Annotated in this window: 24 protein-coding genes; 10 read left to right on the top strand and 14 right to left on the bottom strand. The window is 73.9% G+C overall.

Annotated elements, in window-relative coordinates:
* Window positions 1–182: 182 nt before the first annotated feature.
* Window positions 183–1268: a hypothetical protein gene (locus AB0F89_RS29235; RefSeq protein ID WP_367128848.1), complete on the bottom strand. Its 1086-nt coding sequence runs from the start codon at window positions 1266–1268 to the stop codon at window positions 183–185.
* Window positions 1269–1801: 533 nt separating this feature from the next.
* Between AB0F89_RS29235 and AB0F89_RS29240 the strand changes: the two genes are divergently transcribed.
* The 4 genes from AB0F89_RS29240 (at window position 1802) to AB0F89_RS29255 (ending at window position 4832) form a co-directional block, all read left to right on the top strand.
* On the top strand, window positions 1802–2422 hold the full coding sequence (locus tag AB0F89_RS29240; RefSeq protein WP_367128849.1) for an L-threonylcarbamoyladenylate synthase: 621 nt from the start codon (window positions 1802–1804) through the stop codon (window positions 2420–2422).
* 101 nt (window positions 2423–2523) lie between these two features.
* Entirely contained in the window at window positions 2524–3303 is a 780-nt protein-coding gene (locus AB0F89_RS29245) for a hypothetical protein (protein WP_367128850.1), read from the top strand.
* A gap of 51 nt (window positions 3304–3354) precedes the next feature.
* Window positions 3355–4032: a class I tRNA ligase family protein gene (locus AB0F89_RS29250; protein ID WP_367128851.1), complete on the top strand. Its 678-nt coding sequence runs from the start codon at window positions 3355–3357 to the stop codon at window positions 4030–4032.
* Entirely contained in the window at window positions 3933–4832 is a 900-nt protein-coding gene (locus AB0F89_RS29255) for a class I tRNA ligase family protein (protein ID WP_367128852.1), read from the top strand. The genes AB0F89_RS29250 and AB0F89_RS29255 overlap by 100 nt, the downstream gene beginning before the upstream one ends.
* A gap of 2 nt (window positions 4833–4834) precedes the next feature.
* On the opposite strand, the gene AB0F89_RS29260 is transcribed toward AB0F89_RS29255, so the two are convergent.
* The gene (locus AB0F89_RS29260; RefSeq protein WP_367128853.1) at window positions 4835–5344 is read right to left on the bottom strand and encodes a hypothetical protein; all 510 of its coding nucleotides are present in this window, start codon (window positions 5342–5344) and stop codon (window positions 4835–4837) included.
* A 90-nt stretch (window positions 5345–5434) separates the two neighbouring features.
* On the bottom strand, window positions 5435–6955 hold the full coding sequence (locus tag AB0F89_RS29265; RefSeq protein WP_367128854.1) for a chitinase: 1521 nt from the start codon (window positions 6953–6955) through the stop codon (window positions 5435–5437).
* Between the two features lie 140 nt (window positions 6956–7095).
* On the opposite strand from AB0F89_RS29265, the gene AB0F89_RS29270 reads away from it, so the two are divergent.
* Window positions 7096–7284 (top strand): DUF3072 domain-containing protein, encoded by a 189-nt coding sequence (locus tag AB0F89_RS29270; RefSeq protein WP_367128855.1) that lies wholly within the window; start codon window positions 7096–7098, stop codon window positions 7282–7284.
* Window positions 7285–7323: 39 nt separating this feature from the next.
* Here AB0F89_RS29270 and AB0F89_RS29275 read toward each other — a convergent pair whose 3' ends face one another.
* Window positions 7324–7545: a hypothetical protein gene (locus tag AB0F89_RS29275; RefSeq protein WP_367128856.1), complete on the bottom strand. Its 222-nt coding sequence runs from the start codon at window positions 7543–7545 to the stop codon at window positions 7324–7326.
* A 168-nt stretch (window positions 7546–7713) separates the two neighbouring features.
* Between AB0F89_RS29275 and AB0F89_RS29280 the strand changes: the two genes are divergently transcribed.
* Genes AB0F89_RS29280 through AB0F89_RS29295 form a run of 4 tightly spaced genes read left to right on the top strand, consistent with a single transcriptional unit; the run spans window position 7714 to window position 12525 of the window.
* Entirely contained in the window at window positions 7714–10176 is a 2463-nt protein-coding gene (locus AB0F89_RS29280; protein WP_367128857.1) for an ABC transporter permease, read from the top strand.
* Window positions 10169–10834 carry an ABC transporter ATP-binding protein gene (locus tag AB0F89_RS29285; RefSeq protein ID WP_367128858.1) on the top strand — a complete coding sequence of 222 codons (666 nt, stop codon included), beginning with the start codon at window positions 10169–10171 and terminating at the stop codon, window positions 10832–10834. Before AB0F89_RS29280 ends, AB0F89_RS29285 begins: the two co-directional genes overlap by 8 nt.
* Window positions 10831–11475: an ABC transporter ATP-binding protein gene (locus AB0F89_RS29290; protein WP_367128859.1), complete on the top strand. Its 645-nt coding sequence runs from the start codon at window positions 10831–10833 to the stop codon at window positions 11473–11475. Before AB0F89_RS29285 ends, AB0F89_RS29290 begins: the two co-directional genes overlap by 4 nt.
* A gap of 6 nt (window positions 11476–11481) precedes the next feature.
* Window positions 11482–12525, top strand: coding sequence for a GDSL-type esterase/lipase family protein (locus AB0F89_RS29295; protein ID WP_367128860.1), 1044 nt, complete (start codon window positions 11482–11484; stop codon window positions 12523–12525).
* Here AB0F89_RS29295 and AB0F89_RS29300 read toward each other — a convergent pair.
* From AB0F89_RS29300 to pdhA, 6 genes are read right to left on the bottom strand one after another with little or no spacing between them, the layout of a single operon-like run.
* A complete protein-coding gene (locus AB0F89_RS29300; RefSeq protein ID WP_367128861.1) occupies window positions 12500–13150 on the bottom strand; it encodes a histone deacetylase in 651 nt (216 codons plus the stop codon). The genes AB0F89_RS29295 and AB0F89_RS29300 overlap by 26 nt on opposite strands.
* A 46-nt stretch (window positions 13151–13196) precedes the next feature.
* Window positions 13197–13448 carry a hypothetical protein gene (locus tag AB0F89_RS29305; protein ID WP_367128862.1) on the bottom strand — a complete coding sequence of 84 codons (252 nt, stop codon included), beginning with the start codon at window positions 13446–13448 and terminating at the stop codon, window positions 13197–13199.
* Window positions 13449–13455: 7 nt separating this feature from the next.
* Window positions 13456–14265: a methyltransferase domain-containing protein gene (locus AB0F89_RS29310; RefSeq protein ID WP_367128863.1), complete on the bottom strand. Its 810-nt coding sequence runs from the start codon at window positions 14263–14265 to the stop codon at window positions 13456–13458.
* A gap of 10 nt (window positions 14266–14275) precedes the next feature.
* A complete protein-coding gene (locus AB0F89_RS29315; protein ID WP_367128864.1) occupies window positions 14276–15493 on the bottom strand; it encodes a dihydrolipoamide acetyltransferase family protein in 1218 nt (405 codons plus the stop codon).
* Entirely contained in the window at window positions 15486–16499 is a 1014-nt protein-coding gene (locus tag AB0F89_RS29320; RefSeq protein ID WP_367128865.1) for an alpha-ketoacid dehydrogenase subunit beta, read from the bottom strand. The genes AB0F89_RS29315 and AB0F89_RS29320 overlap by 8 nt, the downstream gene beginning before the upstream one ends.
* A complete protein-coding gene (gene pdhA, locus AB0F89_RS29325) occupies window positions 16496–17569 on the bottom strand; it encodes a pyruvate dehydrogenase (acetyl-transferring) E1 component subunit alpha (RefSeq protein WP_367128866.1) in 1074 nt (357 codons plus the stop codon). The genes AB0F89_RS29320 and pdhA overlap by 4 nt, the downstream gene beginning before the upstream one ends.
* A gap of 122 nt (window positions 17570–17691) precedes the next feature.
* Here pdhA and AB0F89_RS29330 point away from each other — a divergent pair, with 122 nt between their 5' ends.
* Window positions 17692–18192, top strand: coding sequence for an Lrp/AsnC family transcriptional regulator (locus AB0F89_RS29330; RefSeq protein WP_367128867.1), 501 nt, complete (start codon window positions 17692–17694; stop codon window positions 18190–18192).
* Here the strand turns inward: AB0F89_RS29330 and AB0F89_RS29335 are convergent.
* The 4 genes from AB0F89_RS29335 to AB0F89_RS29350 all read right to left on the bottom strand — a co-directional run bounded on the left by AB0F89_RS29335 (window position 18165) and on the right by AB0F89_RS29350 (window position 21707).
* A complete protein-coding gene (locus AB0F89_RS29335; RefSeq protein WP_367128868.1) occupies window positions 18165–18890 on the bottom strand; it encodes a CAP domain-containing protein in 726 nt (241 codons plus the stop codon). The two genes, AB0F89_RS29330 and AB0F89_RS29335, sit on opposite strands and share 28 nt — an antisense overlap.
* Before the next feature lie 244 nt (window positions 18891–19134).
* Window positions 19135–20415 (bottom strand): ATP-binding protein, encoded by a 1281-nt coding sequence (locus AB0F89_RS29340; RefSeq protein ID WP_367128869.1) that lies wholly within the window; start codon window positions 20413–20415, stop codon window positions 19135–19137.
* Window positions 20412–21092 carry a response regulator transcription factor gene (locus AB0F89_RS29345; protein ID WP_367128870.1) on the bottom strand — a complete coding sequence of 227 codons (681 nt, stop codon included), beginning with the start codon at window positions 21090–21092 and terminating at the stop codon, window positions 20412–20414. Before AB0F89_RS29345 ends, AB0F89_RS29340 begins: the two co-directional genes overlap by 4 nt.
* Before the next feature lie 51 nt (window positions 21093–21143).
* Window positions 21144–21707: a TetR/AcrR family transcriptional regulator gene (locus tag AB0F89_RS29350; protein WP_367128871.1), complete on the bottom strand. Its 564-nt coding sequence runs from the start codon at window positions 21705–21707 to the stop codon at window positions 21144–21146.
* Window positions 21708–21733 lie beyond the last annotated feature (26 nt).

Genomic DNA, 21733 nt, shown 5'->3' on the forward strand with positions numbered 1-21733 from the left:
GATTCCAACGGCGCAACCGGCCCCCACCGTACGTGGGACCCCGAAGCGCCGTTCGGACGCAGGTGGTCTTCACCGAGCGCACCGACTCCGTCACGACCCGGGCCGGTCGTGCGGTTCCCGCGGCGACGGGCGGGCGTGCCGACCGGGCGGTGGGGCGCGGCGACGCCCCACCGCCCGCCGGGTCAGCGCACGCCCCACTCCTGCGCGAGCCGGACCGCCAGTTCGAGGTTCGCCGCGGCGGCGTCCTCGGTGCGCCGGCCGTACCCGCAGGCGGCGGCGACGCCGGCGACCGGCCCGCCGAGGGCTTCCACCGTCAGCCGCAGTCCCTCCTCGGTCTCCTCCGGGTGGTTCTCGGCCACCACGCCCGCGATGACCTCGACGCCGCGCCGCAGGTGCCGCAGCTCCTGGTAGAACGCGGGATCGGTGGGCGGCGGGTTGTCGCCGCTGGTGACGGGCAGGTGCACGGTCGGCATCGGGACGTCCCGCGCGGCCAGCAGGTCGGCCAGCGCGTTGAGGAACCGCACCGCCGACCGCATGTCGCTCGGGGTGAACACCGGCACGTGCTCCAGGTCGCCGTAGCACAGGTGCAGCACCCACCGGGTGCCCGGCGCGGCGGCCAGCAGCTCGCCGACCTGCCCGACGAGCTGCTCGGTCAGCTCCGGCCACGCCTCCGGCGGTGTGAGGTGGTAGGCCACCAGGACGGCCGGCGTCTCCAGCTGGAGCTGCAACCGGTCACCCCACCGGGCGACGAGCGCGGTCACCTCGTGCAGCACCGCCGCCTGCATGGTGGGCAGCCACTCGCGGGCGGCGTCGAGCGCGCCGAAGGCGAACACCGCCAGGTCGAGCGCGTTGGGGATGCCGACCTGGACGCGCGGCGGCTCGCAGCCCGCGGTGGCGCACAGCCGGTCCAGCGCCGCGAACGCCTCCGCGGCCTGCTCGACGCGGGCGAGGCCGATGTCCTCCGGGCACAGCCGGCTGCCGGGGCGGACGCGGTAGTACGGCATGTCGTCGTAGCCGCGGCTCTCACCACCGCGCACCTGTTCGAGCGAGGGCACGGTCGACATGTGGTAGGTGAGCCAGTCGATGATCCACCTCGGGTCGCGGTCGGACGGCAGTGCGGTCAGCGGCGCGGCGCCGCGGTGCCGGAGGAACCAGCCCATGGAGGTGTCCGGGTCGTCGCACAGCGGGCGCGGCAGCGAGCCGACGAGGTGGACGGGCAGCGGGTGGCGTTCGTGGACGGGTGCGGGCGTGGGCGCTTCTGCGGTCATGCGGGACATGAGTGGTTGTTCTGCTTTCGATGCGTGACGAGCGTGGACCGCCTGGGTGTGGCGCAGGGTCTCCGCGACCGACTTCCCGGGGTCCACCGCATCTTGACCGCCCGCGGCCGACCGTGTCCACTTAGGATGAACGAGAAAATCCCACCGTGCGCATCCTCCACGCGATCGTGTGACCCTCTGTCGCAAGTGGACTTCGGAATCACCGCGAAACCGGAGGAACAGTCACAATAATGTTGTGCCATAACGGCGTTCTTCGCCGCGCCCCGGACCGCTCCCCGATGACGGCCGGCCACTCGCGGCCCTCGGCGGGGCTGCAGACGTCGCCGCGCTCGGTGCTCACCGCGTTCGCCGACAGGCCCCGGTCGCACCCCGTCGACAGCTCGGCGGGCGTCAGGTCGCCGCCGACGCGAGCAGCCCGGCGGCGGGCGGCGGAGTGGTCGGTCGCGGCCGGCGCGTCCGGTGGGCGGACGCGGCCAGTGGTGGGTGGGACCGCGCGCGGCTGTTCGGGGCACTAGGCTCCTGGCATGGCGAGGTACTTCGACGTGCACCCGGTCAACCCCCAGCGCAGGTCCATCGACCAGGCGGTGGAGCTGATCAAGTCGGACGGCCTGATCGCCTACCCGACCGACTCGTGCTACGCGCTCGGCTGCCGGCTGGGCAACAAGGCGGGCCTGGACCGCATCCGGCAGATCCGGCACCTGGACGACCGGCACCACTTCACGCTGATGTGCCGCGACTTCGCCCAGCTCGGCCAGTTCGTGCACGTGGACAACGCGGTCTTCCGGGCGATCAAGGCGGCGACGCCGGGCAGCTACACGTTCATCCTCCCGGCGACCACGGAGGTGCCGCGCCGGTTGATGCACCCGAAGAAGAAGACGGTCGGCGCGCGCATCCCGGACCACCCGGTGGCGCAGGCGCTGCTGGCGCAGCTGGGCGAGCCGCTGCTGTCCAGCACGCTGCTGCTGCCCGACCAGGAGGAGCCGCTGGTGCACGGCTGGGACATCAAGGAGCGGCTGGACCACGTGGTCGACGCGGTGCTGGACTCGGGCGACTGCGGCACCGAGCCGACCACGGTCGTCGACTTCTCCCAGGGCGAGCCGGAGATCGTCCGGCAGGGCGCGGGCGACCCGTCGCGCTTCGAGTGACCCCGCCGGTCGGACCGGGGGCGTTGCGCCGACCAGGGGTATGGGAGCGTTCCCAGAATCGGTAGCTTCCTGCTGCCCCCTCAGCGCAGAAGGAGCTACCCGTGCGGAAACGGTTGTCCACGGCGGTCCTCGCCGCCCTGCTGTCGGTCATCGCCCTCCCGGTCGCGGACGCCGCCGGCCCCGACCACGCCGATCACCGGCTCAAGACCTGCGCCCACGCGGGCCTGCTGTTCTGCGAGGACTTCCAGGACGTGCCGACCGGCGCGGGCACCAGCCTGAAGTGGGGCGTGGACACCCGCAACGGCTCGCTGGAGGTCGAGCGCGACCGGCGCGGCCAGAAGGTGCTGCACGTGCGCACCGAGGGCAACGGCCGGGCGTTCCTCAAGGTGGACGACTTCGCCGCGCCGGGCAACAGCTTCTACGGCCGGGTCCGGGTGCGCGTCGACGCGTTCCCGACCGCGCCGGACTGGGCGCACTACACGCTGGTCGAGGCCACCGGCAACGGCCCCGAGGTGGTGCGCCCGCTCGGCGGCCAGTACGTGCCGACCCTCGACCGGGCGCTGTGGGGCGTCGGCGCGGACGGCGGCCCGACCGGCGACTGGACGAACTGGCGCGAGTCGGCGCCGTCCAGGGCCGACGTGTGGCAGTGCGTCGAGTGGCGGATGGACGCCTCGGACAACCGGATCACGCTGTGGTTCGACGGCGCGGCCAACCCCGACCTGACCGTGTCGACCCGCGAGCACGGCGGCAACCAGGTCGACTTCCTGTTCCCCGAGTTCGACACGGTGAAGCTGGGCTGGCAGCTGTACCAGCCCAACGAGGGCAGCTACGACCTCTGGCTGGACGACATCGCGCTGGGCTCGAAGCGCATCGGCTGCTAGGCCGCGAAAAACCGGGCGCGGCACGGCGGCGGCGCTGATAGCGTCGCCGCCGTGCCCCCGTCGTCGCAGGTCAGGCCGATATCGCGCTGCTACGTCACCACCTCCATCCCCCATGTCGACGCGCGCCCGCACCTGGAGCACGCGCTGGAGCTCGTGCAGGCCGACGCCCTGGCCCGGCACCACCGCCTGCGCGGCGACCGGGTGCGGTTCCTGGCCGGGGTCGGCGACGACTCGCCGAAGGACGCGCCGGCCGCCGAGGCCGAGGAGCTGGTCGACCGCGGCGCGGCGGCGTTCGCGGCGCTGCGCGAGCCGCTGGCGCTGTCGTTCACCGACTTCACCCGCGCCGGCCGCGACGCCGGGCGCCGGGCCGGGGTCGACCAGCTCTGGCGCGCCTGCGTCGACGCGGGCGACCTGTACCGCGAGCACCACGAGAGCTGGTACTGCGTCGGCTGCGAGCAGTCCTACCCGCCCGCCGAACTGGACGACGGCAAGTGCCCCCGGCACGGCGTCGAGCCGCAGCGGGTCGCCGAGGAGAGCTGGTTCTTCCGCCTGTCCCGCCACAGCGACGCGCTGCGGGAGCTGATCGGCAGCGGCGAGGTCCGGGTCGAACCGCCGCGCGGCGCGACGAGGTGCTGGCGTTCATCGACGCCGGGCTGCGCGACTTCAGCGTCTCCCGGTCGCGCGCCCTCGGCCGGGGCACCCCCGTGCCGGGTGATCCCGACCAGGTGATCCACGTGTGGTGGGACGCGCTGGTCGACTACATCACCGCCCTCGGCTACGGCGGCGAAGCGTCCAACCACCGGCGGTGGTGGGCGAACGACGGCCGCCGCGTGCACGTGATCGGCAGGGACGCGGTCCGGTTCCACGCCGTCCACTGGCCGGCCGTGCTGCTGTCGGCGGGCGAGCGACCGCCGACCGACGTCCTGGTGCACGACCGCCTCACCGCCGGCGACGTGGTGGACCCGGCCGACCTGGCCGCCCGCTACGGCTCCGACGCGGTGCGGTGGTGGCTGCTGCGCGAGGTGCCCCGGGTGGGCGACGCCGACTTCACCGCCGCCCGGCTGGTCGCCCGCGCGAACGAGGACCTGGCCACCGGCCTGGGCGCCCTGGTCGACCGGGTGACCACCATCGTCCACCGCTACCGGGGCGGCCGACCGCCCGTCGCCGAGCCGGACGCCGACGCCGAACCGCTGACGACGGCGTGCCGGGAGGCGCCGGACCTCGTGCGCGCGGCCGTCGCCGACTTCGACCTGCGGCGGGCGACGGCGGCGGTGTGGCGGATCGTGGAGGAGGCCAACCGGCACGTCGAGCGGACCAGGCCGTGGGAGCTGGCGCGGGCCGAGCGCGGCGGCGACGTGGCGGCGGGCAGGAGGCTCGACGCGGTCATCGCCGTGCTGCTGGCGGCGTGCCGCGTGCTGGCCGTCCAGCTCACGCCGTTCCTGCCCGCGCTGGCCGCGCGGATCTCCGGGCAGTGCGTCTCGCTGTCCGGGGAACTGCCGCTGCCGCAGGCCCTGTTCCCCCGGCTGTGACGTCAGTCGAGCAGACCGGAGGCCAGACCGAACCACAGCAGCTGGACGGAGGCCAGCAGCAGCGTGGCGAACACCGCGACGGCCGCCTGCGCCCACCGGCCGCGCAACCGGCCGCTCGTCGTTCCCGCCGCGAGGTACTGCCACCCCGCCATCACGCCGGCGGGCACGACCACCGCGACCGCGACGAACAGCGAGATGGCGCCGAAGTCGCCGCCGTGCCCGGCGGTCACCGCGAGGCTGCTCAGGATCGCCAGCACCCAGGAGGACACCCCGGTGACCACGGTCCGCGAGACCCGGTCACCGTCCTCCAACCGGGGACCCCGGTAGAGGAGGAACGCGACCAGTCCCACGAGCAGGGCGGCGATGACCGGCAGGGCCAGGTACCACCGCTGCCCGACGGCGCTCGTGGACAGCGGCGGCGCGGCCACCACCACGAGCAGTGACAGGACGACAGCCACGGACTGCGGCAGCCAGCGCAGTGGTCCCGCGCCGAGCCGGGTGCTGGTGGTCAAGGCCCACCTCCTCACCCGCAGATCGGTCGCGCGCCGGCTGCCGTTAGCCCGCGGACCCGCCGGGTGGCACCCCGGCGGGTCCGCCTCCGGTCACCTCGGCAGGTACGCCCGGTGCGAGCGGCTGAACTCGAACCCGTTGTGGCGGTCCCAGTTGATCGACCACGTCATCAGCCCGCGCAGGTCCGGGTAGACCGCCCTCGGCTTGTACGGACCGCAGTTGGAGCCCTTCACCAGGCAGTCCAGCGACTTGTGCACCTCGGCGACCGACGTGAACCCGTTGCCCGCGTTGACGCTCGCCGGCAGGCCGATCGCCACCTGGTCCTGCCGCAACCCCGGGAAGACCTTCGTCGCGTCACCGCGCACCGGGAACCCGGCCAGCACCATGTCCGCCATGGAGACGTGGAAGTCGGCGCCGCCCATGAAGTGGTACTGGTTGTCCAGGCCCATGATCGGCCCGGAGTTGTAGTGCTGGACGTGCAGCAGGGTCAGGTCGTCGCGCAGGGCGTGGATCACCGGCAGGTACGCCCCCGCCCGCGGGTCCGCGCCGCCGCTGCCGCCGTAGTGCTGGTAGCCGACCTGGACGAAGAACGTCTCCGGGGCCATGGTCAGCACGAACTTCGCGCCGTAGCGGGCCTTCAGCGTCTTCAGCGCCTGGATGAGGTTGACGATGACCGGCGTGGTCGGCGCGCGGAAGTCGGTGTCGTTGGCGTTGAGGGACAGCGAGTGGCCCTCGAAGTCGACGTCGAGGCCGTCCAGGCCGTACTTGTCGATGATCGCCGACGCCGAGCGGACGAACGCGTCGCGCGCGGCCGTGGTGGACAGCTGCACCTGGCCGTTCGCGCCGCCGATGGAGATCAGCACCTTCTTGCCCTTGGCCTGCTTGTCCCGGATGCCCGCGATGAACTCGGCCTCGGACTCGACGTTGGGGCACTCGGCCGCCGGGCACTGCGCGAAGCGGAGGTCGCCGGAGGTCGCGGAGGTGGGTTCGGCGAAGGACAGGTTGATGATGTCCCAGTCGTCGGAGACGTCCTTCATCCGGATGTAGCCGGAGCCGTTGGCGAAGCTCGCGTGCAGGTAGCCGACCAGGACGCGCTTGGGCAGTCCGGTGACCGGCGGCGTGGTGGTGGTGGTGGTCGTCGTCGTCGTCGGACCGGTCGTGGTCGTCGTGGTTGTCGTCGTGGTCGTGGTGGTGGTCGTCGTGGTCACGGTGGGCGAACCCGCGCACGACGCGCCGTTGATCCTGCAGTTGGTCGGGCTCGCGGTGCCCGAGGCGTTGAAGCCGAACGTCACCGTGGCGCCGGGCGCGACGCTGCCGTTGTACTCGCGGTTGGTGAACGTGTGGCGCCCGGACGCGGTGGTCTGCAACGCGTCCCAGTAAGCGCCGACCGCCGTCCCGGCGGGCAGGTCGAACTCGACCTTCCACCCGGTGATCGCGGCGCTCGTCCCGTTCTTGATCGAGAACTGCGCGGTGTAGCCGGTGTCCCAGCTCGAAGCCTTGGTGAACGTCGCGGTGACCGACGCGGCGTACGCGGGCGCGAAGCTCACCGCCGCCGCTGCCACCGCCAACGCGGCGACCGCCGCCACCCTGGCGAGCACAACCCTGCGCGACATCGTCTCCTCCTAGCGGTGGCGGCCTCCAGGTGGAGAAATTGGACTAGACCACAGGAGTCGATGTCAAGGACGGCGGAACGGGTTAGACCGACCGCCGCAGCGGGTACCTCGAACGGGCGTTCGACGGAAGGGATACGCAGGTGAACAAGAACCCGGAGAAGGACCCGCAGGACTGGACCACGGGCGACGAGCCGATGACCGGCCCGCAGGAGTCGTACCTGGGCACGCTCGCCCAGGAGGCGGGCGAAGAGGTGCCCGAGGACCTGACGAAGGTCGAGGCTTCCCAGCTCATCGACCGGCTGCAGGAGGAGACGGGTCGCGGGAGGTGACGCCGGTGCGGCGCGCCGCACCGGCGTTCCGCCGCCGGATCAGTTGTCGCCGTCCTGGTCGCCACCCTGGTCGTCCTGGTCGCCGCCCTGATCACCCTGGTCGCCGTCCTGGTCGACGTCCCGCTGCTCGTCCTGCTGCTCGACGCCCGGCCGGTCCTCGTTGTCGCCGCCCTCGTTCTCGCACCCGGCGCCGAGCGTCAGGAACAGCGCCGCGCCGCTGACCAGGACGGCGACCGACTTCTTCAGCACGTTGCTCTTCATGGTGTCTCCGGTACCCCGAACGGGCCGGCGGCAACCGACGCGGCCGGTGTCCGGGCCCGGTGGGACGATCCCGGACAACCGGGCGCGTTGTCCGGATGTTGTCCGGGACGTGAACGCCGTTCGGCAAAACCCTCCTGCGTGGACAGTGCGCCGGGTTACCGTGCGCTGGTGCAGATCCCGTGGCGAGCCGCCCCTCGCGCTGCCCTCTCCAGCCCGCTGACGTTGCTGGTCAGCGTGGTGACCGCGCTGCTGCTCAGCTTCGTGGTGGCGGCCGCGGTGCTGCACTCGGCCGCCTCCGGCAGCGCCGCGCTCGCCTACCAGCAGGACCAGCTGTGCACCGACGCGCTGCACCCGTCGCTGGAGCTCACCGCGTTCCCGCACGAGCGGGTCGAGGAGGGCGTCAGGGCGCTCACCGCCGCGGTGCCCGACCACCCGGTGCTGATCGGCGCCTACACCCGGGAGAAGCGCACCGACTTCGGCGGCGCGCCGACGCTGGCGAAGTTCGGCTACCGGGCCGGCGCGACCGACCACCTGAAGGTGCTCGAAGGCGGTTCGAAGGACGGCCTGTGGGTGCCGCGGAGCATCGCCGCCACCACCGACCTCGAACTGGGCGAGCGCGGGATGGGCGGACGGCTGCCACCGGTCACCGCGATCTACGCCGACGTGATCGACCCGCTGCCGGACTGGTGGTGCTCGGAGCGGCACTTCGTCGTGCCCAACGTGCTCGACCGCGACGAGCTGGCCACCGCCGTGGTGTGGGTGCCCAGCGCCGAGTCGTTCTACGACCTGCCGCCCGAGGTCACCGGCCCCGTGGACGTGACCGTGCGGTTCCCCGCCGACGTGCCGCGCACGGTCGACGAGGCGCGGGCGCTGCTGGCCGAGGGCGCCGCCCGGATCGCGCCCCTCCAAGACGGGTCCTCCCGCGAGCTCTCGCCGCTGGTGCTGCCGGTGGAGAACGCCGCGCAGACCGCCGTCAACGTGCGGTCGGCCGTGCTGCCGCTGACCCTGATCAGCCTGCTCATCGGCCTGGCCGGGGTGGCCACGGTGACCGTCCAGTGGGCGCAGCGCCGCCAGTCCGAGCTGCGGCTGCTGTGGGTGCGCGGCGCCGGTCCGCTCGCGCTGGGCGGCCGGGGCGTGCTGGAACTGGGCCTGCCGCTGGTGCTCGGCGGCGTGGCCGGGTTCGGCGTGGCCCGGCTGCTGCTGCCCGTCTACGCGCCCTCGGACCAGCTGCCGCCGGGCACCGCGCCGGCCGCCGCGCTGGCCGTGCTGGCGGTCGTGGCGCTGAGCCTCGCGGTCGCGTTCGCCACCGGCGCGCTGCGGGCGCACCGGCTGTTCCAGGTCGCGGGCCGCGGCGACCGGCTGCGCCGGGTGCTGGCCGCGCTGCCATGGGAACTGGCCTGCGCCGCCCTGGCGGTGTGGGCGTGGAACCGGGTGCAGGACAGCGGCCTCGCCACCACGGCGAAGATCGGCGGGCTGCCGCGCATCGACGCCGCCGCGCTGGCGTTCCCGCTGCTGGTCGTGCTGACCGCGGCCCTGGCGACGGCCCGGCTGGCGCGGTGGGCGCTGGCCGCGTCGCACCGCGCCCGGCTCTGGTCCAAGCCGGCCGTCCAGCTGGCGATCCGCAGGCTGGCGGCGGGCGCCGGGCCGGTCACCGGGGTGCTGCTGGTGGGTGTGCTGGCCGTCGGCACGATCGCGGTCGGCACCGCCATCGCCGGATCGCAGGAGACCGCGCTGGAGGAGAAGTCCGGCATGTACACGGGGTCGGACAGCTTCGCCCGGGTCCCGCCGGAGCTGACCGAGCTGCCGCCCGCGCTGCGCGGCGACTCCACCATCGTCGGCTACGTCGAGCAGTTCGACCGCACCGCCCTGGTGATCGACCCGGCGACGTTCCGGGAGGGCGCGTTCCCGTTCGAGGTCGACCCGGCGCTGCTGACCGAGCCGCTGCGGGTCGGCGACGCGCCGCGGCGCGAGGTCGAGCTGCCCGGCCTGCCGCCGATCGACCCGTCCGGGTGGGTGCCGAGCTTCCCGAAGCTGGGCACGTCCGGCTGGGTGGTGCCGGTCGACCGGATCGAGGACCGCGACGACGTCGGCTCCTGGTACGTGTGGTCGCGGCGGCCCCTGGCCGAGGTGACCGAGGCGCTGACGGCGGCCGGCGTGAAGCTGTCCCGGCACGTCGGCGACAAGTCGAAGACGGTGCAGGGCCTGCCGTTCCTGACCATCCGGTGGACGTTCGCGTTCGTCACGGCGCTCGGCGCGGTGCTCGCGGTGGTGGCGGCGATCGCCCTGCTGCTGGCGGTGGAGGTGCGGCGGCGGCAGAACGCGGTGTCCGGCGCGTTCAGCGCCCGGATGGGGCTGGCGCCGGCCGCGATGCTGCGCAGCCACCTGGTCGAGCTGGGCGCGGTGGCCGCGGCGGCGGTCGTCGTCGGCTTGGCCGCGAGCGCGTTGAGCAGCGGCGCGACCGTGCCGAAGCTGGACCCCGCGCCGCGGCTGACGCCGGTGCCGGAGGTGCCGGATGCGCTGCCGCTGCTGGTGACGACGGTGGCGGGCGGCGTGCTGGTGGTGCTGGTGGCGGCGTGGGTCGCGGTGCGCGCGGTGCGCTCGGCGAGGATCGGGGAGCTGATTCGTGGTTGAGCACGTGTTGCGGCTGCGCGAGGTCGGCGTGGACTACCGCACGCCCGCCGGGTCGGTGACCGCGGTGTCGGACGTGTCGCTGGACGTGCCCGCGACCGGCCTGACGGTGCTGGCCGGGCCGTCCGGTTCGGGCAAGTCGACGCTGCTGCGGGTGCTGAGCCTGGTGGAACGGCCCACCCGCGGCGGTGTGGAGCTGCGCGGCATGGGCACGGCACGGCTGTCGTCACGGGCACGGCGCGCGCTGCGGCGGCGGGACGTCGCCCTGGTGTTCCAGAACCCGTCGGACAACCTGGTCGGCCACCTGGACGTGGGCGACAACCTGCGGGCGGCGGCGCAGGCGGCGGGCCGGGACGCGCCGGTCGAGGAGCTGCTGGAGCGGCTGGGGCTGCCGGGCACGGCCGCGTGGCGGGTGTCGGCGATGTCCGGCGGGCAGCAGCAGCGGCTGGCGTTCGGGTGCGCGCTGGCGCGGCGGGCGGCGGTCGTGCTGGCCGACGAGCCGACGTCGCAGCTGGACGCGGTCTCGGCGGACCTGGTGCTGGAGACGCTGGCCGACCTGGGGCGGCGGGACGTGCCGGTCGTGGTGGCCTCGCACGACCCGCGGCTGATCGCGCTGGCGGACACGAGGTTCGACCTGCGGAACGGGGTGTTGGTGGCATGACGGCGCTGCGGGTGACAGGGGTCGAGCGGACGTTCCGGCACGCGGGCGGGCCGGTGCGCGTGCTGCGCGGCGTCGACTTCGAGGTGGCGGCCGGCGAGCTGGTGACGCTGTCCGGCCCGTCCGGGTCGGGCAAGAGCGCGCTGCTCACCGTGCTGGCCGGGTTCGAGCGGGCGGACGCGGGCGTGGTGGAGATGGCGGGCGAGGTGGTGACGAGCGCGCCGCCGTGGAAGGTGTGCGCCCTGCTGCCGCAGGCGCTGGGCCTGGCCGGCGAGCTGACGCTGGCGGAGAACGTGGCGCTGCCCATCCGGCTCGGCCGCACCGGTGGCTCGCTGACCGGGGTGACCGACCTGCTGGAGGAGCTGGGCATCGGCGCGCTGGCCGACCGCTACCCCGGCGAGGTGTCGTTCGGGCAGCAGCAGCGGGCCGCGCTGGCGCGGGCCGTGATCGGCTCGCCCTCGGTGCTGCTGGCCGACGAGCCCACCGCGCACCTGGACGGGCACAGCGCGCCGACGGCCGTGCGGGTGCTGCGCCGGGCGGCCGACGAGGGCTCGGCGGTGCTGGTCGCCACCCACCACGACGAGGTGCACCGCGCCGCGGACCGCACGCTGACCCTCCGCGACGGGCGGATCTCCGTAGGATAGGGCCCGATGTCGCGCCGATCCGCCTCCACCGCCCTCGTCTTCCCGCTGCTCGCCCTGTTGCTGCTGGTCAGCGATTCGCCGTACCCGCCGCTGCCCGGCCCGGCCCGCGACGCGCCACGCGCGATCGTGGCGCTCGGCGACAGCACGATGGCCGGTGAGGGCGCGGGCTCCTACGAGCCGGGCACGAACGGCGAGAACGACAACTGGTGCCACCGGTCGACCAAGGCGTCGGTGCACAAGACGCAGGTCGCGGGCGTGGACAGGGTGTTCAACCTGGCGTGCTCCGGCGCCAACTCGGAGCAGGTCGGCATCACCGACCAGGTCCGCAACACCGAGGGCTCGCAGGCCAGGCAGCTGGCCGCCATCGCGCGCGAGTACCGGGTGTCGGTGGTCGTGGTGGCGGTCGGCGCGAACGACGACCCGCGGTTCGCCGACGTGCTCGGCGCGTGCCTGCGGGCGTGGATCGAGCGCCGCGCCGACTGCTCGAAGGCCATGGCCGACGAGTGGAGGGCCCGGGTCGAGCGGATGACGCCCAAGGTGGAGCGCGCGCTGCGGGACGTCCGCCGGGCGCTGCAGGACGAGGGCTACACCCCGCGCTCGTACACGCTGGTGCTGCAGTCCTACGCCGCGCCGGTCGCGCCGGGGCTCCCGTTCGACCTGCAGAACCTGGCCGGGTGCCCGCTGCGCACGGGCGACCTGGAGTGGGTGCGGGACGAGGCGGTCGAGCAGCTGTCGGAGGGCTTGCGGACGGCGGCGAAGGCGGTGGACGCGCGGTTCCTGGACCTGTCCAAGGCCGGTGACGACCGCGAGGCGTGCATGGGTGGCGACCGGCAGGACAGCGAGTGGTTCACCCGGCTCACGGTGGACTTCGACGGCCTGCGCGACGAGGCGCGCGCCCGGCACGCGCTGCAGGAGTCGTTCCACCCCAACGACCGCGGCTACGAGCAGTTCGGCCGGTGCATGTCGGAGTTCCTGGCCACGTCGGCGCGCGAGGCGTCGTGCGTCGCCGGCGAGGACGGCAACCTCAACGCCGTGGAGGCGAAGGACTGACCAGCGCCTCGACCTCGGCCGCGGTCCAGAACGGCGTGCGGCCGGCGAGGTGGTCGGCGATCCGCCCGGGAGCCCAGCCGTGCGCCTCGGCGAGACCGGACCCGAGCAGCTTCAGGTAGGGGGCCGACGGCCTGGTGTGCTCGACGTCGGCCGCGCCCCACGGCGCGGTGAACGTCAGCGCCGGGTGGCCGTCGTGCTCGCCGAGGTGCACCAGGGTCTCGTAGCGGCCGGGTCCGAGGGCGTGCCTGCCGCCGACCGGCACCGCGCCGAGGTCGAGGTCGGCGCCGGGCTCGCGGTACATCTCCTGCGCGGCGACGTCGGCGAACTGCGCGGCCGTGATCAGGTAGGCGCGGGCGGCGGCGACGCCGGGCAGGTCGGGGTCGTAGAACGCCCGGCCGCCCAGCCAGACGGGCGACTCGGTGGCGAAGTAGATCCCGCCGGGCACCTCCAGCGCCCTGGTGGCGACCGGCGGGCCGGTGTCCCGGCAGCCGGGGTAGCCGCGGGTCGCCCCGACCGGCGTCCCGCCGGCGAGGTAGCAGCCGAACCGCTGGGCGTGCATGTTCGACCCGTAGCTGACGTACCAGACCAGCCGGTCCCCCGGTCGGTCAGTCGAGGCGGGGCTCATCGTCCTCGACGTTCCGCGTCACGACGCGCCCCGGACGGGCGGCCGGTCACAGGCACAGCCGGCACGGGCGGGCCGTCGGGTGCTCGGTCTCCAGCTCGGCCCGGCCGCCGACCAGCTTCACGTAGCTGCCCACCCACGTGGAGCCGCGGGCCGGGACGCCGTTGATCGTGCGGCAGTCGGCGCGGTGCAGGACCAGGTTGGCCGGGTTCAGGCTGCGCTCGGCGTTGATGACGTACTGGTCCTGGTTGTCCGCCAGCCAGTGCTCGTAGGCGCCGCTGTCCTCCGTGAACCTCTGCATCGAGCCATCATCCTCCGACCCGCCGCCGCCGGGTGTCCGCCATCCGGGGCGACTCGTCCCCGCCGCCCGGTCGGCGCAGGACGAGGTGGAAGAACCGGGCGATCAGCGGGTACGGCATGCGGTCGGCCAGCGCCAGCTCCAGGCGTTCGAGGTCGGCGAAGAAGGCCGGGTCGTGCTTGCGGGCGTTGTCGGCGATGTAGTCGGAGACCGCGCGGATGCCGTGGTGGCCGACGAGTTCGCAGTCCCCCAGCCACTCGACCACCTGGTCGGCCGTGTGCAGGGTGAGCGCCGCGTCGAACGTGACCGAGCGCGCCTGGTCGGTGTCCAGCGCCGCCAGCGCGCCGGCCGGGTCGAGGTGCTGGGTCGCCTGCTGCACCGGCTGTGCGTGGCGGTTCAGCGCGATCACCGACAGCAGGCCGCCCGGCGCGACCAGCGGCAGGACCGCGCGCAACGCCGACGCCGGGTCGTCCAGGTACTGGATCACGTTGTGCGCCAGCACCACGTCGTACTCGCCGCGCACGTCGTCGGGCAGGTCGGCCAGGTCCGCCCGCACCAGCCGGACCGGCAGGTCGGCCAGCGCGAACGCGTGCTCGGCCTCGGCCAGCATCTCGGCGGACCGGTCGACCACGGTCACCCGGTGGCCGCGCCGGGCCAGCCGCAGCGCGTCCGCGCCGTCGCCGCCCGCCAGGTCGAGCACGTCCGACGGCGCGGGCGGCAGGTGGCGGGCCAGGTTGGCGTCCGCCTGGGTGTAGCGCAGCCGTCCCCACGGGGTCTGCTGCCACTCCCGCCCCTGCCGCGTCGCGTTGCCGAAGGTCACACCGCCGAACCTACAGATCGGCCAGGGCGGTGATCGGCGATTCGACGCAATCGGCGACGAACCGCAGGAAACCGCCCGCCGTGCCGCCGTCGCACACCCGGTGGTCGAAGGCCAGGGTCAGCTGGGCCACCTTGCGCACCGCGAGCTGCCCGGCCACCGCCCACGGCCGGTCGATGATGCGGCCGATGCCGAGGATCGCGGCCTCCGGGTGGTTGATGATGGCGGCCGAACCGTCCACACCGAACACGCCGTAGTTGTTGACGGTGAACGTGCCGCCGGTCATCGCCGCGGGGGCCAGCTTGCCCTCGCGGGCCGACGCGGTGTGCGCGGCGATGGCGGACGCCAGTTCGGCGGTGGTCAGCGACTGCGCGTCGCGCACCACCGGCACCACCAGGCCCCGGTCGGTCTGCGCGGCGAAGCCGAGGTTCACCTGGTCGAGCACCACGACCTCGTCGCCCTCGACCCGGGAGTTCAGCTCGGGGAACTTCTTGAGCCCCAGCACGGTGAACCGGGCCAGCAGCCCGAGCAGCGACACCGACGGCAGCGCGGCCCGCGCGGCCAGGAAGTCGGTGGCGTCGACGTCCACCCACACGGTCGCCTCGGGGATCTCGCGGCGCGACGTGGTCAGCTTCTCCGCCACCGCGCCGCGCAGGCCGCGCAGCGGGATGCGCCGACCGGACGCGCCGGACGCGGTGGGCGCGGCGCGGGCTGCCAGCTCCCGCTCCACGTCGGCCCGCCGGATCACGCCGCCGGGCCCGGTGCCGGGGATGCGGTCCAGCGCGAGGCCGTTCTCCCGGGCCAGCTGCCGCACCAGCGGCGAGATGACGGCGGGCGCCGTCGTGAGCGTTGAACTCGGGGGCGCTGGACGTTGGACTCTCGCGTCCTGTGCGTTGGACTCTCGCGGGCGGCGGGGGCGGCGGCGCGGGGACTCGGAGGTGCCGTAGCCGATCAGGACGTTGCCGGACGACTCGGCCGCGGGCTCCGGCGCGGGCTCCGGCCCGCCGACGGTCAGCAGGACCGAGCCGACGGCCAGCTTCTCCCCCGGCTCGCCGAACCGCGCGCTCACCACGCCCTCGAACGGGCACGGCACCTCGACCACGGCCTTCGCCGTCTCCACCTCGACCACGGGCTGGTCGATGGACACCTCGTCGCCGACCGACACCAGCCAGGTCACGATCTCGCCCTCGGTCAACCCCTCGCCCAGGTCGGGCAGCCGGAAGTCAGGCACCGCGGACCCCCACGACCTCGTCGTCCCACTGGAGCCGGGCGACGGCGTCCAGGATGCGGTCGACGCTCGGCAGGTGGTGCTCCTCCAGCTTCGGCGGCGGGTAGGGGATGTCGAACCCGGTCACCCGCAGCACCGGCGCGTGCAGGTGGTGGAAGCAGCGCTCGGTCACCCGGGCCACCACCTCCGCGCCGTACCCGCCGAACCCGGACGCCTCGTGCACGACGACCGCGCGCCCGGTCTTGCGCACCGAGGCGCACACCGTCTCGTCGTCGAACGGCGCCAGCGACCGCAGGTCCACCACCTCGACGTCCCAGCCCTCCTCCTTCGCCGCCTCGGCCGTCTCCAGGGCGGTCGCGACCATCGGCCCGTACGCGATCAGCGTGACGTCGCGACCGGTCCGGCGCACCAGCGCGCGGTCGAACCCGATCGAGGTCGCCTGGTCGAGCGAACCCTTGGCCCAGTACCGCCGCTTCGGCTCCAGGAAGATCACCGGGTCGGGCGAGTCGATCGAGTCGCGCAGCAGCCGGTACGCGTCGTCCGGCGTGCCGGGCGTGACGACGCGCAGCCCCGGCGTGTGCGTGTAGTAGGCCTCCGACGAGTCGCAGTGGTGCTCGACCCCGCCGATGCCGCCGCCGTAGGGCACCCGGATCACCACGGGCAGCGACACCCGGCCGCGGGTGCGGTTGCGCAGCTTGGCCAGGTGGCTGGTGATCTGCTCGAACGCCGGGTAGGCGAACGCGTCGAACTGCATCTCCACCACCGGCCGCAGGCCGTTCATCGCCATGCCGATGGCGGTGCCGACGATGCCGGACTCGGCCAGCGGCGTGTCGAACACCCGCTCGTCGCCGAACCGCGCGGCCAGCCCGTCCGTCACCCGGAACACGCCGCCGAGCGCGCCGACGTCCTCGCCGAACACCAGCACGCCGGGGTCGGCGGCCAGCGCGTCGGCCAGCGCCCGGTTCAGCGCGCCTGCCATCGACACCTGGGACTCGGTCACCGCGGTCATGCCAGCTCCTCCCGCAGCACCGCGGCCTGCTCGCGCAGGTGGGCGGGCGTGGTCGCGTAGACGTGCTCGAACAGCTCGTCCGGGGACGGCACGACGTCGGCGTTCATCTTGGCCCGCACGGACGCCGCGAAGTCCTCCGCCTCGGCCGCCACCGCGGCGCGCCGCTCGTTGTCCAGCAGGCCCCGCGACGTCAGGTACGCCTCCAGCCGGTCGACCGGGTCCCGGTCCAGCCACGCCGCGACCTCGTCGGACGTGCGGTAGCGGGTGGCGTCGTCGGCGTTGGTGTGCGCCTCGATCCGGTAGGTCAGCGCCTCGACCAGCGTCGGACCGCCGGACACCAGCGCCTCGCGCACCACCGCGTACACGGCGGCCACGTCGTTGCCGTCCACCAGCACGGACGGCACGCCGTACCCGATGCCCTTGTGCGCCAGCGACGGCGCGGCGCTCTGCTTCGACATGGGCACGCTGATCGCGTAGCCGTTGTTCTGCACCAGGAACACCACCGGCGCCTTCCACACGCCGGCGAAGTTCAGCGCCTCGTGGGTGTCCCCTTCGGACGTCGCGCCGTCGCCGAGCATCACCAGCGCCGCGGTGTCCTCGCCCTTGAGCCGGGCGGCGTGCGCGAAGCCGACGGCGTGCAGCGTGTTGGTCGCCAGCGGGGTGCACTGGGGGCCGACGCGGTGCTCGTACGGGTCGTAGCCGAGGTGCCAGCCGCCCTGCAGCAGCGTCAGCGTCTCGGCCGGGTCGACGCCCCTGGTGACGAGGGCGACCGAGTCGCGGTAGGTCGGGAACAGCCAGTCGTCCGGGCGCAGCGCGAGCACCGAGCCGACCTCGCACGCCTCCTGGCCGCGCGACGACGGGTAGACCGCGAGCCTGCCCTGCTTGGTCAGCGCGGTGGCCTGGGTGTCGAAGCGGCGGCCGACGACCATCCGCCGGTGCAGCTCGACCAGCACGTCGTCGTCGGGCATGGCCAGCGGCGAGTCGTCCACCGGGGAGCCGTCCTTGCGCAGCAGGGACAGCGGTTCGTCGCCGGGCAGCAACGTCCGCTCGGGCGCGCGGGTGCGGGCCATGGGCTCCTCCAGTGTCTCAAGGGGCGAGATGGAGGGCATGGTCCAGCTCACAGCGGCCAAAGTTCCAGTTCCGGGCTCGGAATCCGGACGAATGGCCGCGCAGCCGGGTTAAGGTCGGCCACATGACGGTGCGAGCTGGACATTCGGCACCCCTCGACGCGCTCGACCGGCGCATCGTGGAGGAGCTGCGGGCGGACGGGCGGCTGTCGATGCGCGCGCTGGCGGAGAAGCTGCACATCTCCCGCGCCAGCGCGTACTCACGGGTGGAGCGGCTGCACCGGGACGGCGTCGTCACCGGGTACACGGCGGTGGTCGACCCGGAGCGCTACGGCTTCGGCATCTCCGCCTACGTCTACCTCAAGATCAGCCAGCACTCGTGGAAGGCCGTGCGGCAGCGGGTGCTGGAGATCCCCGAGGTGTGGCACGGCGCGCTGGTGTCCGGCGACTACGACCTGGTGCTGCTGGTGCGCGCGCCGGACGCGCACAGCCTGCGCGACCTGGTGCTGTCCCGGTTGCAGACGATGCCGGACGTGACGTCCAGCCACACCGTGCTCGTCCTGGACGAGCTGCCGGCCGGCGGCGGCGACCGCGACGGTCACCAGCCGAAGTTCTGGGTCCAGTAGATGCCGTAGGAACCGCCGCGCGCCATGCCGACGCCCAACGTCTTGAGCTTGCAGTTGAGGATGTTGGCCCGGTGGCCCGGCGACTCCATCCAGCCCTTGACGACGGCCGCGGCGGTGCGCTGGCCGGCGGCGATGTTCTCCGCGCCGGGCGAGGGGTAGCCCGCGGCCTTGACCCGGTCGACGAAGCTGCGGCCGTCCTTGGAGACGTGGTCGAAGTAGTTCTGCGCGGCCATGTCGGCGCTGTGCGCGCGGGCGGCGGCGGCCAGCCGGTCGTCGGCGGCCAGCGCGGCGCAGCCGTTCGCGACGCGCTCGGCGTTGGTCAGCTCGACCACCTCGTCCTCGGCCACCTCGACCTCAGTCCTGGTCGGCGCGGCGGGCTCCGGCTCCGGCCGGGGCTTCGGCTCCGGCTTCGGCGCGGGCGGCTGGGTCGGAGCGGGCGGCTCCGGCGGCTCGGTGGTGGTCGTGGCCTCGGTCGTCGCGGTGGTCGACGCCGGTTCGGACGTCGTGGAACCGGGCACGGACGTCGGGGTGTCCGACCCGGTCGCGGCGACCGGCCGGGTGCTCGGCTGCGGGGTGGCGCGGACCGTGGCGCTCGCGCTCGCCGCGATCAGCGCCATCCCGTCCGGGTGCTCGCACCCGGTCAAGGCCAATCCGGCGAGGACGACGGCGACGGGCAGCACACTGCTCTTGCGCGACACGCGAAAAACCTCAATCTGCATTCGACGGAATTTCGGGCGCGGCGACCGCGGGTGCGCTTCTTCGCAGGGTAAGCGCACGCGGTCGCCGCACCGAAGGGGGAACCGGGCGGGCCGGGCAAGGGGGAGAGCACTGCGGCCGACCCCAATTCCAGGAATGACTTTATCCGGGAACGCAGAACTGTCAACAACTATTTATTTAAGGAACATTTAAAGGTCGCATCAGGTGCGGAAAAGGGATCGGCGGTCAGACTGGCTCGTCCGCCCGGCCGAGCCGGAGCTGGACCCGGGTGCCGCCCAGCGGTCCCCGGTCGACCACCAGCGAGCCGCCGGTGGCCTCCGCCGCCCGGCGGGCGATGTCCAGGCCGAGACCGGTCGACCCCGCGCCGCTGCTGCCCCGCCGCAGCGCCGCCTCCAGGTCCTCGATGCCCGGTCCGGCGTCCTCGATGACGATCACCACCCGGTCGGGCCGGTGGAACAGCGCGACCACGAACCCGGCGCCCTCGGGCGTGTGCCGGAAGACGTTGCCCAGCACCGCGTCCATGGCCGCGGCCAGGTCGCTGCGGGTGAGCGGCACGAAGGCGCGGCGCTCGGTGCCGCGCAGGTTCCACAGCCGCTGCTGGTCGTCGGCCAGGGCGGACCAGAACACCAGCCGGTCGTGCACGACCTGCGCGGCGTCGCACCGGCCGCCGTCCGGGTCGTCCAGCTCGCGGCGGGCGGCCCGGATGAGTTCGTTCACCTCGCGCTCCAGCGCGTGCACGGCCTGCCGGACGCGATTGGCGTTCGGGTCCTGGCCGAGGGTTTCCGAATCGAGCCGCAACGCGGTGAGCGGCGTGCGCAGGCGGTGCGAGAGGTCGGCCAGGACTTCGCGCTCGTTGGCCACCAGTTGGCCGATCCGGTCGGCCATCCGGTTGAACGCGCCACCGGCGTCCAGCAATTCCGGCGGGCCGCTCGGCGTGACCCGGGCGGTGAGATCGCCCTGGCCCATCCTGCGCGCGCCGTCGGCGAGGGCGGCGGCGGCCTTCACGACCCGCGCGCCGAGGCGGTCGGCGACCAGGACCGAGCCCATCACGAGGGCGACGGCGACACCGCTGAGCGCCAGCCACGCCTGGTCGACGCCGCGGGACAGCTCGGCGCGCGGCACGAACGCCTCGACCACGGCGACCCGGCCCTCCGCCAGCAGCACCGGCTGGAGGTGCACGAACCCCTCCGGGATGGGCTCGGTGGACGCCCGGCCCTGCTCGCGCGCGGTGCGCAGCTGGTCGTCGGTCGCCATCGGCACGCCGACCACCTCGCCGCCCGCCAGGTGCACCGCGACCCGGCCGGCGGTGCTGGTCAGGGCCTGGCTCACGGTCGCCGGGTCGGTGGTGATCACCAGGACCGGGGTGAGCGCGCCCGCCAGGCGTTCGGCGTCGGCGAGCGCGCGGTCCTCGGCGAGCTGGCGGACCACCAGGGCCAGCGGGATGAGGAACGCGAGTGCCACCATCGAGGTGACGGCCAGCGAGACGAGGGCGAGCGACCTCCTCACTCGGCCGCCGTCAGCTTGAACCCGACACCGCGCACGGTGTGCAGGTAGCGGGGCTGGGCGGCGCGTTCGCCGAGCTTGCGGCGCAGCCAGGACAGGTGCACGTCCAGCGTCTGGTCGTCGTGCCTGCCGGGCAGGTTCCACAGGTTGGCCAGCAGCTCGGCGCGCGGCACCACCTTGCCCTCGCGGGCGGCCAGGTAGGCGAGCAGGTCGAACTCCTTGCGGGTCAGGTTCAGCTCGCGGCCGTCGAGCCTGGCCTCGCGGCGGTCGGGGTCGACGGTGAGCCGGCCGACCCGGAACGCGGCCGGAGCGGCGTCCTTGCGCGCGCGGCGCAGCACGGCGGACAGCCGGGCGGCCAGGTGCTCGCTGGAGAACGGCTTGACCAGGTAGTCGTCCGCGCCCGCGTTGAGCAGGCGGACGATCTCGTTCTCGTCGTCCCGCGCGGTGGCGACGATCACCGGCACGTCGCACACGCCGCGCATCATCCGCAGCGCGTCCGCGCCGTCCATGTCGGGCAGGCCGAGGTCGAGCACCACGAGGTCGAACGCTCCCCCGGTGATCTCCCGCAACGCCTCCAGCGCCGTGCCGACCGGCAGCACGGCATGACCAAGACCGGTCAGCGCCCGGCTCACCGCCGAGCGCACCACCGGGTCGTCCTCGACGAGCAGCACCGAGACCATGGCGCGCACGGTAACGCGGCCTGTCCCCCGAAGGGGTGATCGGGGCGGCGCCTACCGCCGGCCGTCCACCCGCTCGAACCGCTCGGCCTCCGGCCGGAACAGGCCGTCCAGCAGCACCGGGATCGCGCGGCGCGGGTCCGGGCTCTGCTCGACCGCCGCCTGCAGCATCGCCAGCACCACCACGACGTCGTTCAGCACGATGTCGTGGCGCAGCAGCCCGGCCGCCCGCGAGCGGTCGAACGGGCCCCGCAGGGCGTCCAGCAGCCGGCGCACGTGACCGCGCAGGTCGGGCTCGGGGAACCGGCGGAGCTCGTCCACCAGGGGGCGCATGGACACCTGGTAGGCCATCACCGCGGCCAGCAGCGCCCGGAACGCGGCGGGGTCGTCGGCGTCGCGCTCGGCGGCTTCGGCCAGCAGGCCCAGGTGCTCCTGCGCGACGGCGAGCAGCAGCGCGCGGCGGTCGGGGAAGTGCCGGTACACCGTGGCCTGGCCCAGGCCGGTGGCGCGGGCGACCCGTGCCAGTGACGGCGTCGCGCCGCGGACCACCAGCTCCTCGGCCGCGCGGATGATCGACGCCCGGTTCCGCAGGGCGTCGCTGCGGCGCGGCACGGTCATGGCGGCATCGTCATGGCGGCATCCCA

The sequence above is a fragment of the Saccharothrix sp. HUAS TT1 genome (assembly GCF_040744945.1).
GTDB lineage: Bacteria > Actinomycetota > Actinomycetes > Mycobacteriales > Pseudonocardiaceae > Actinosynnema.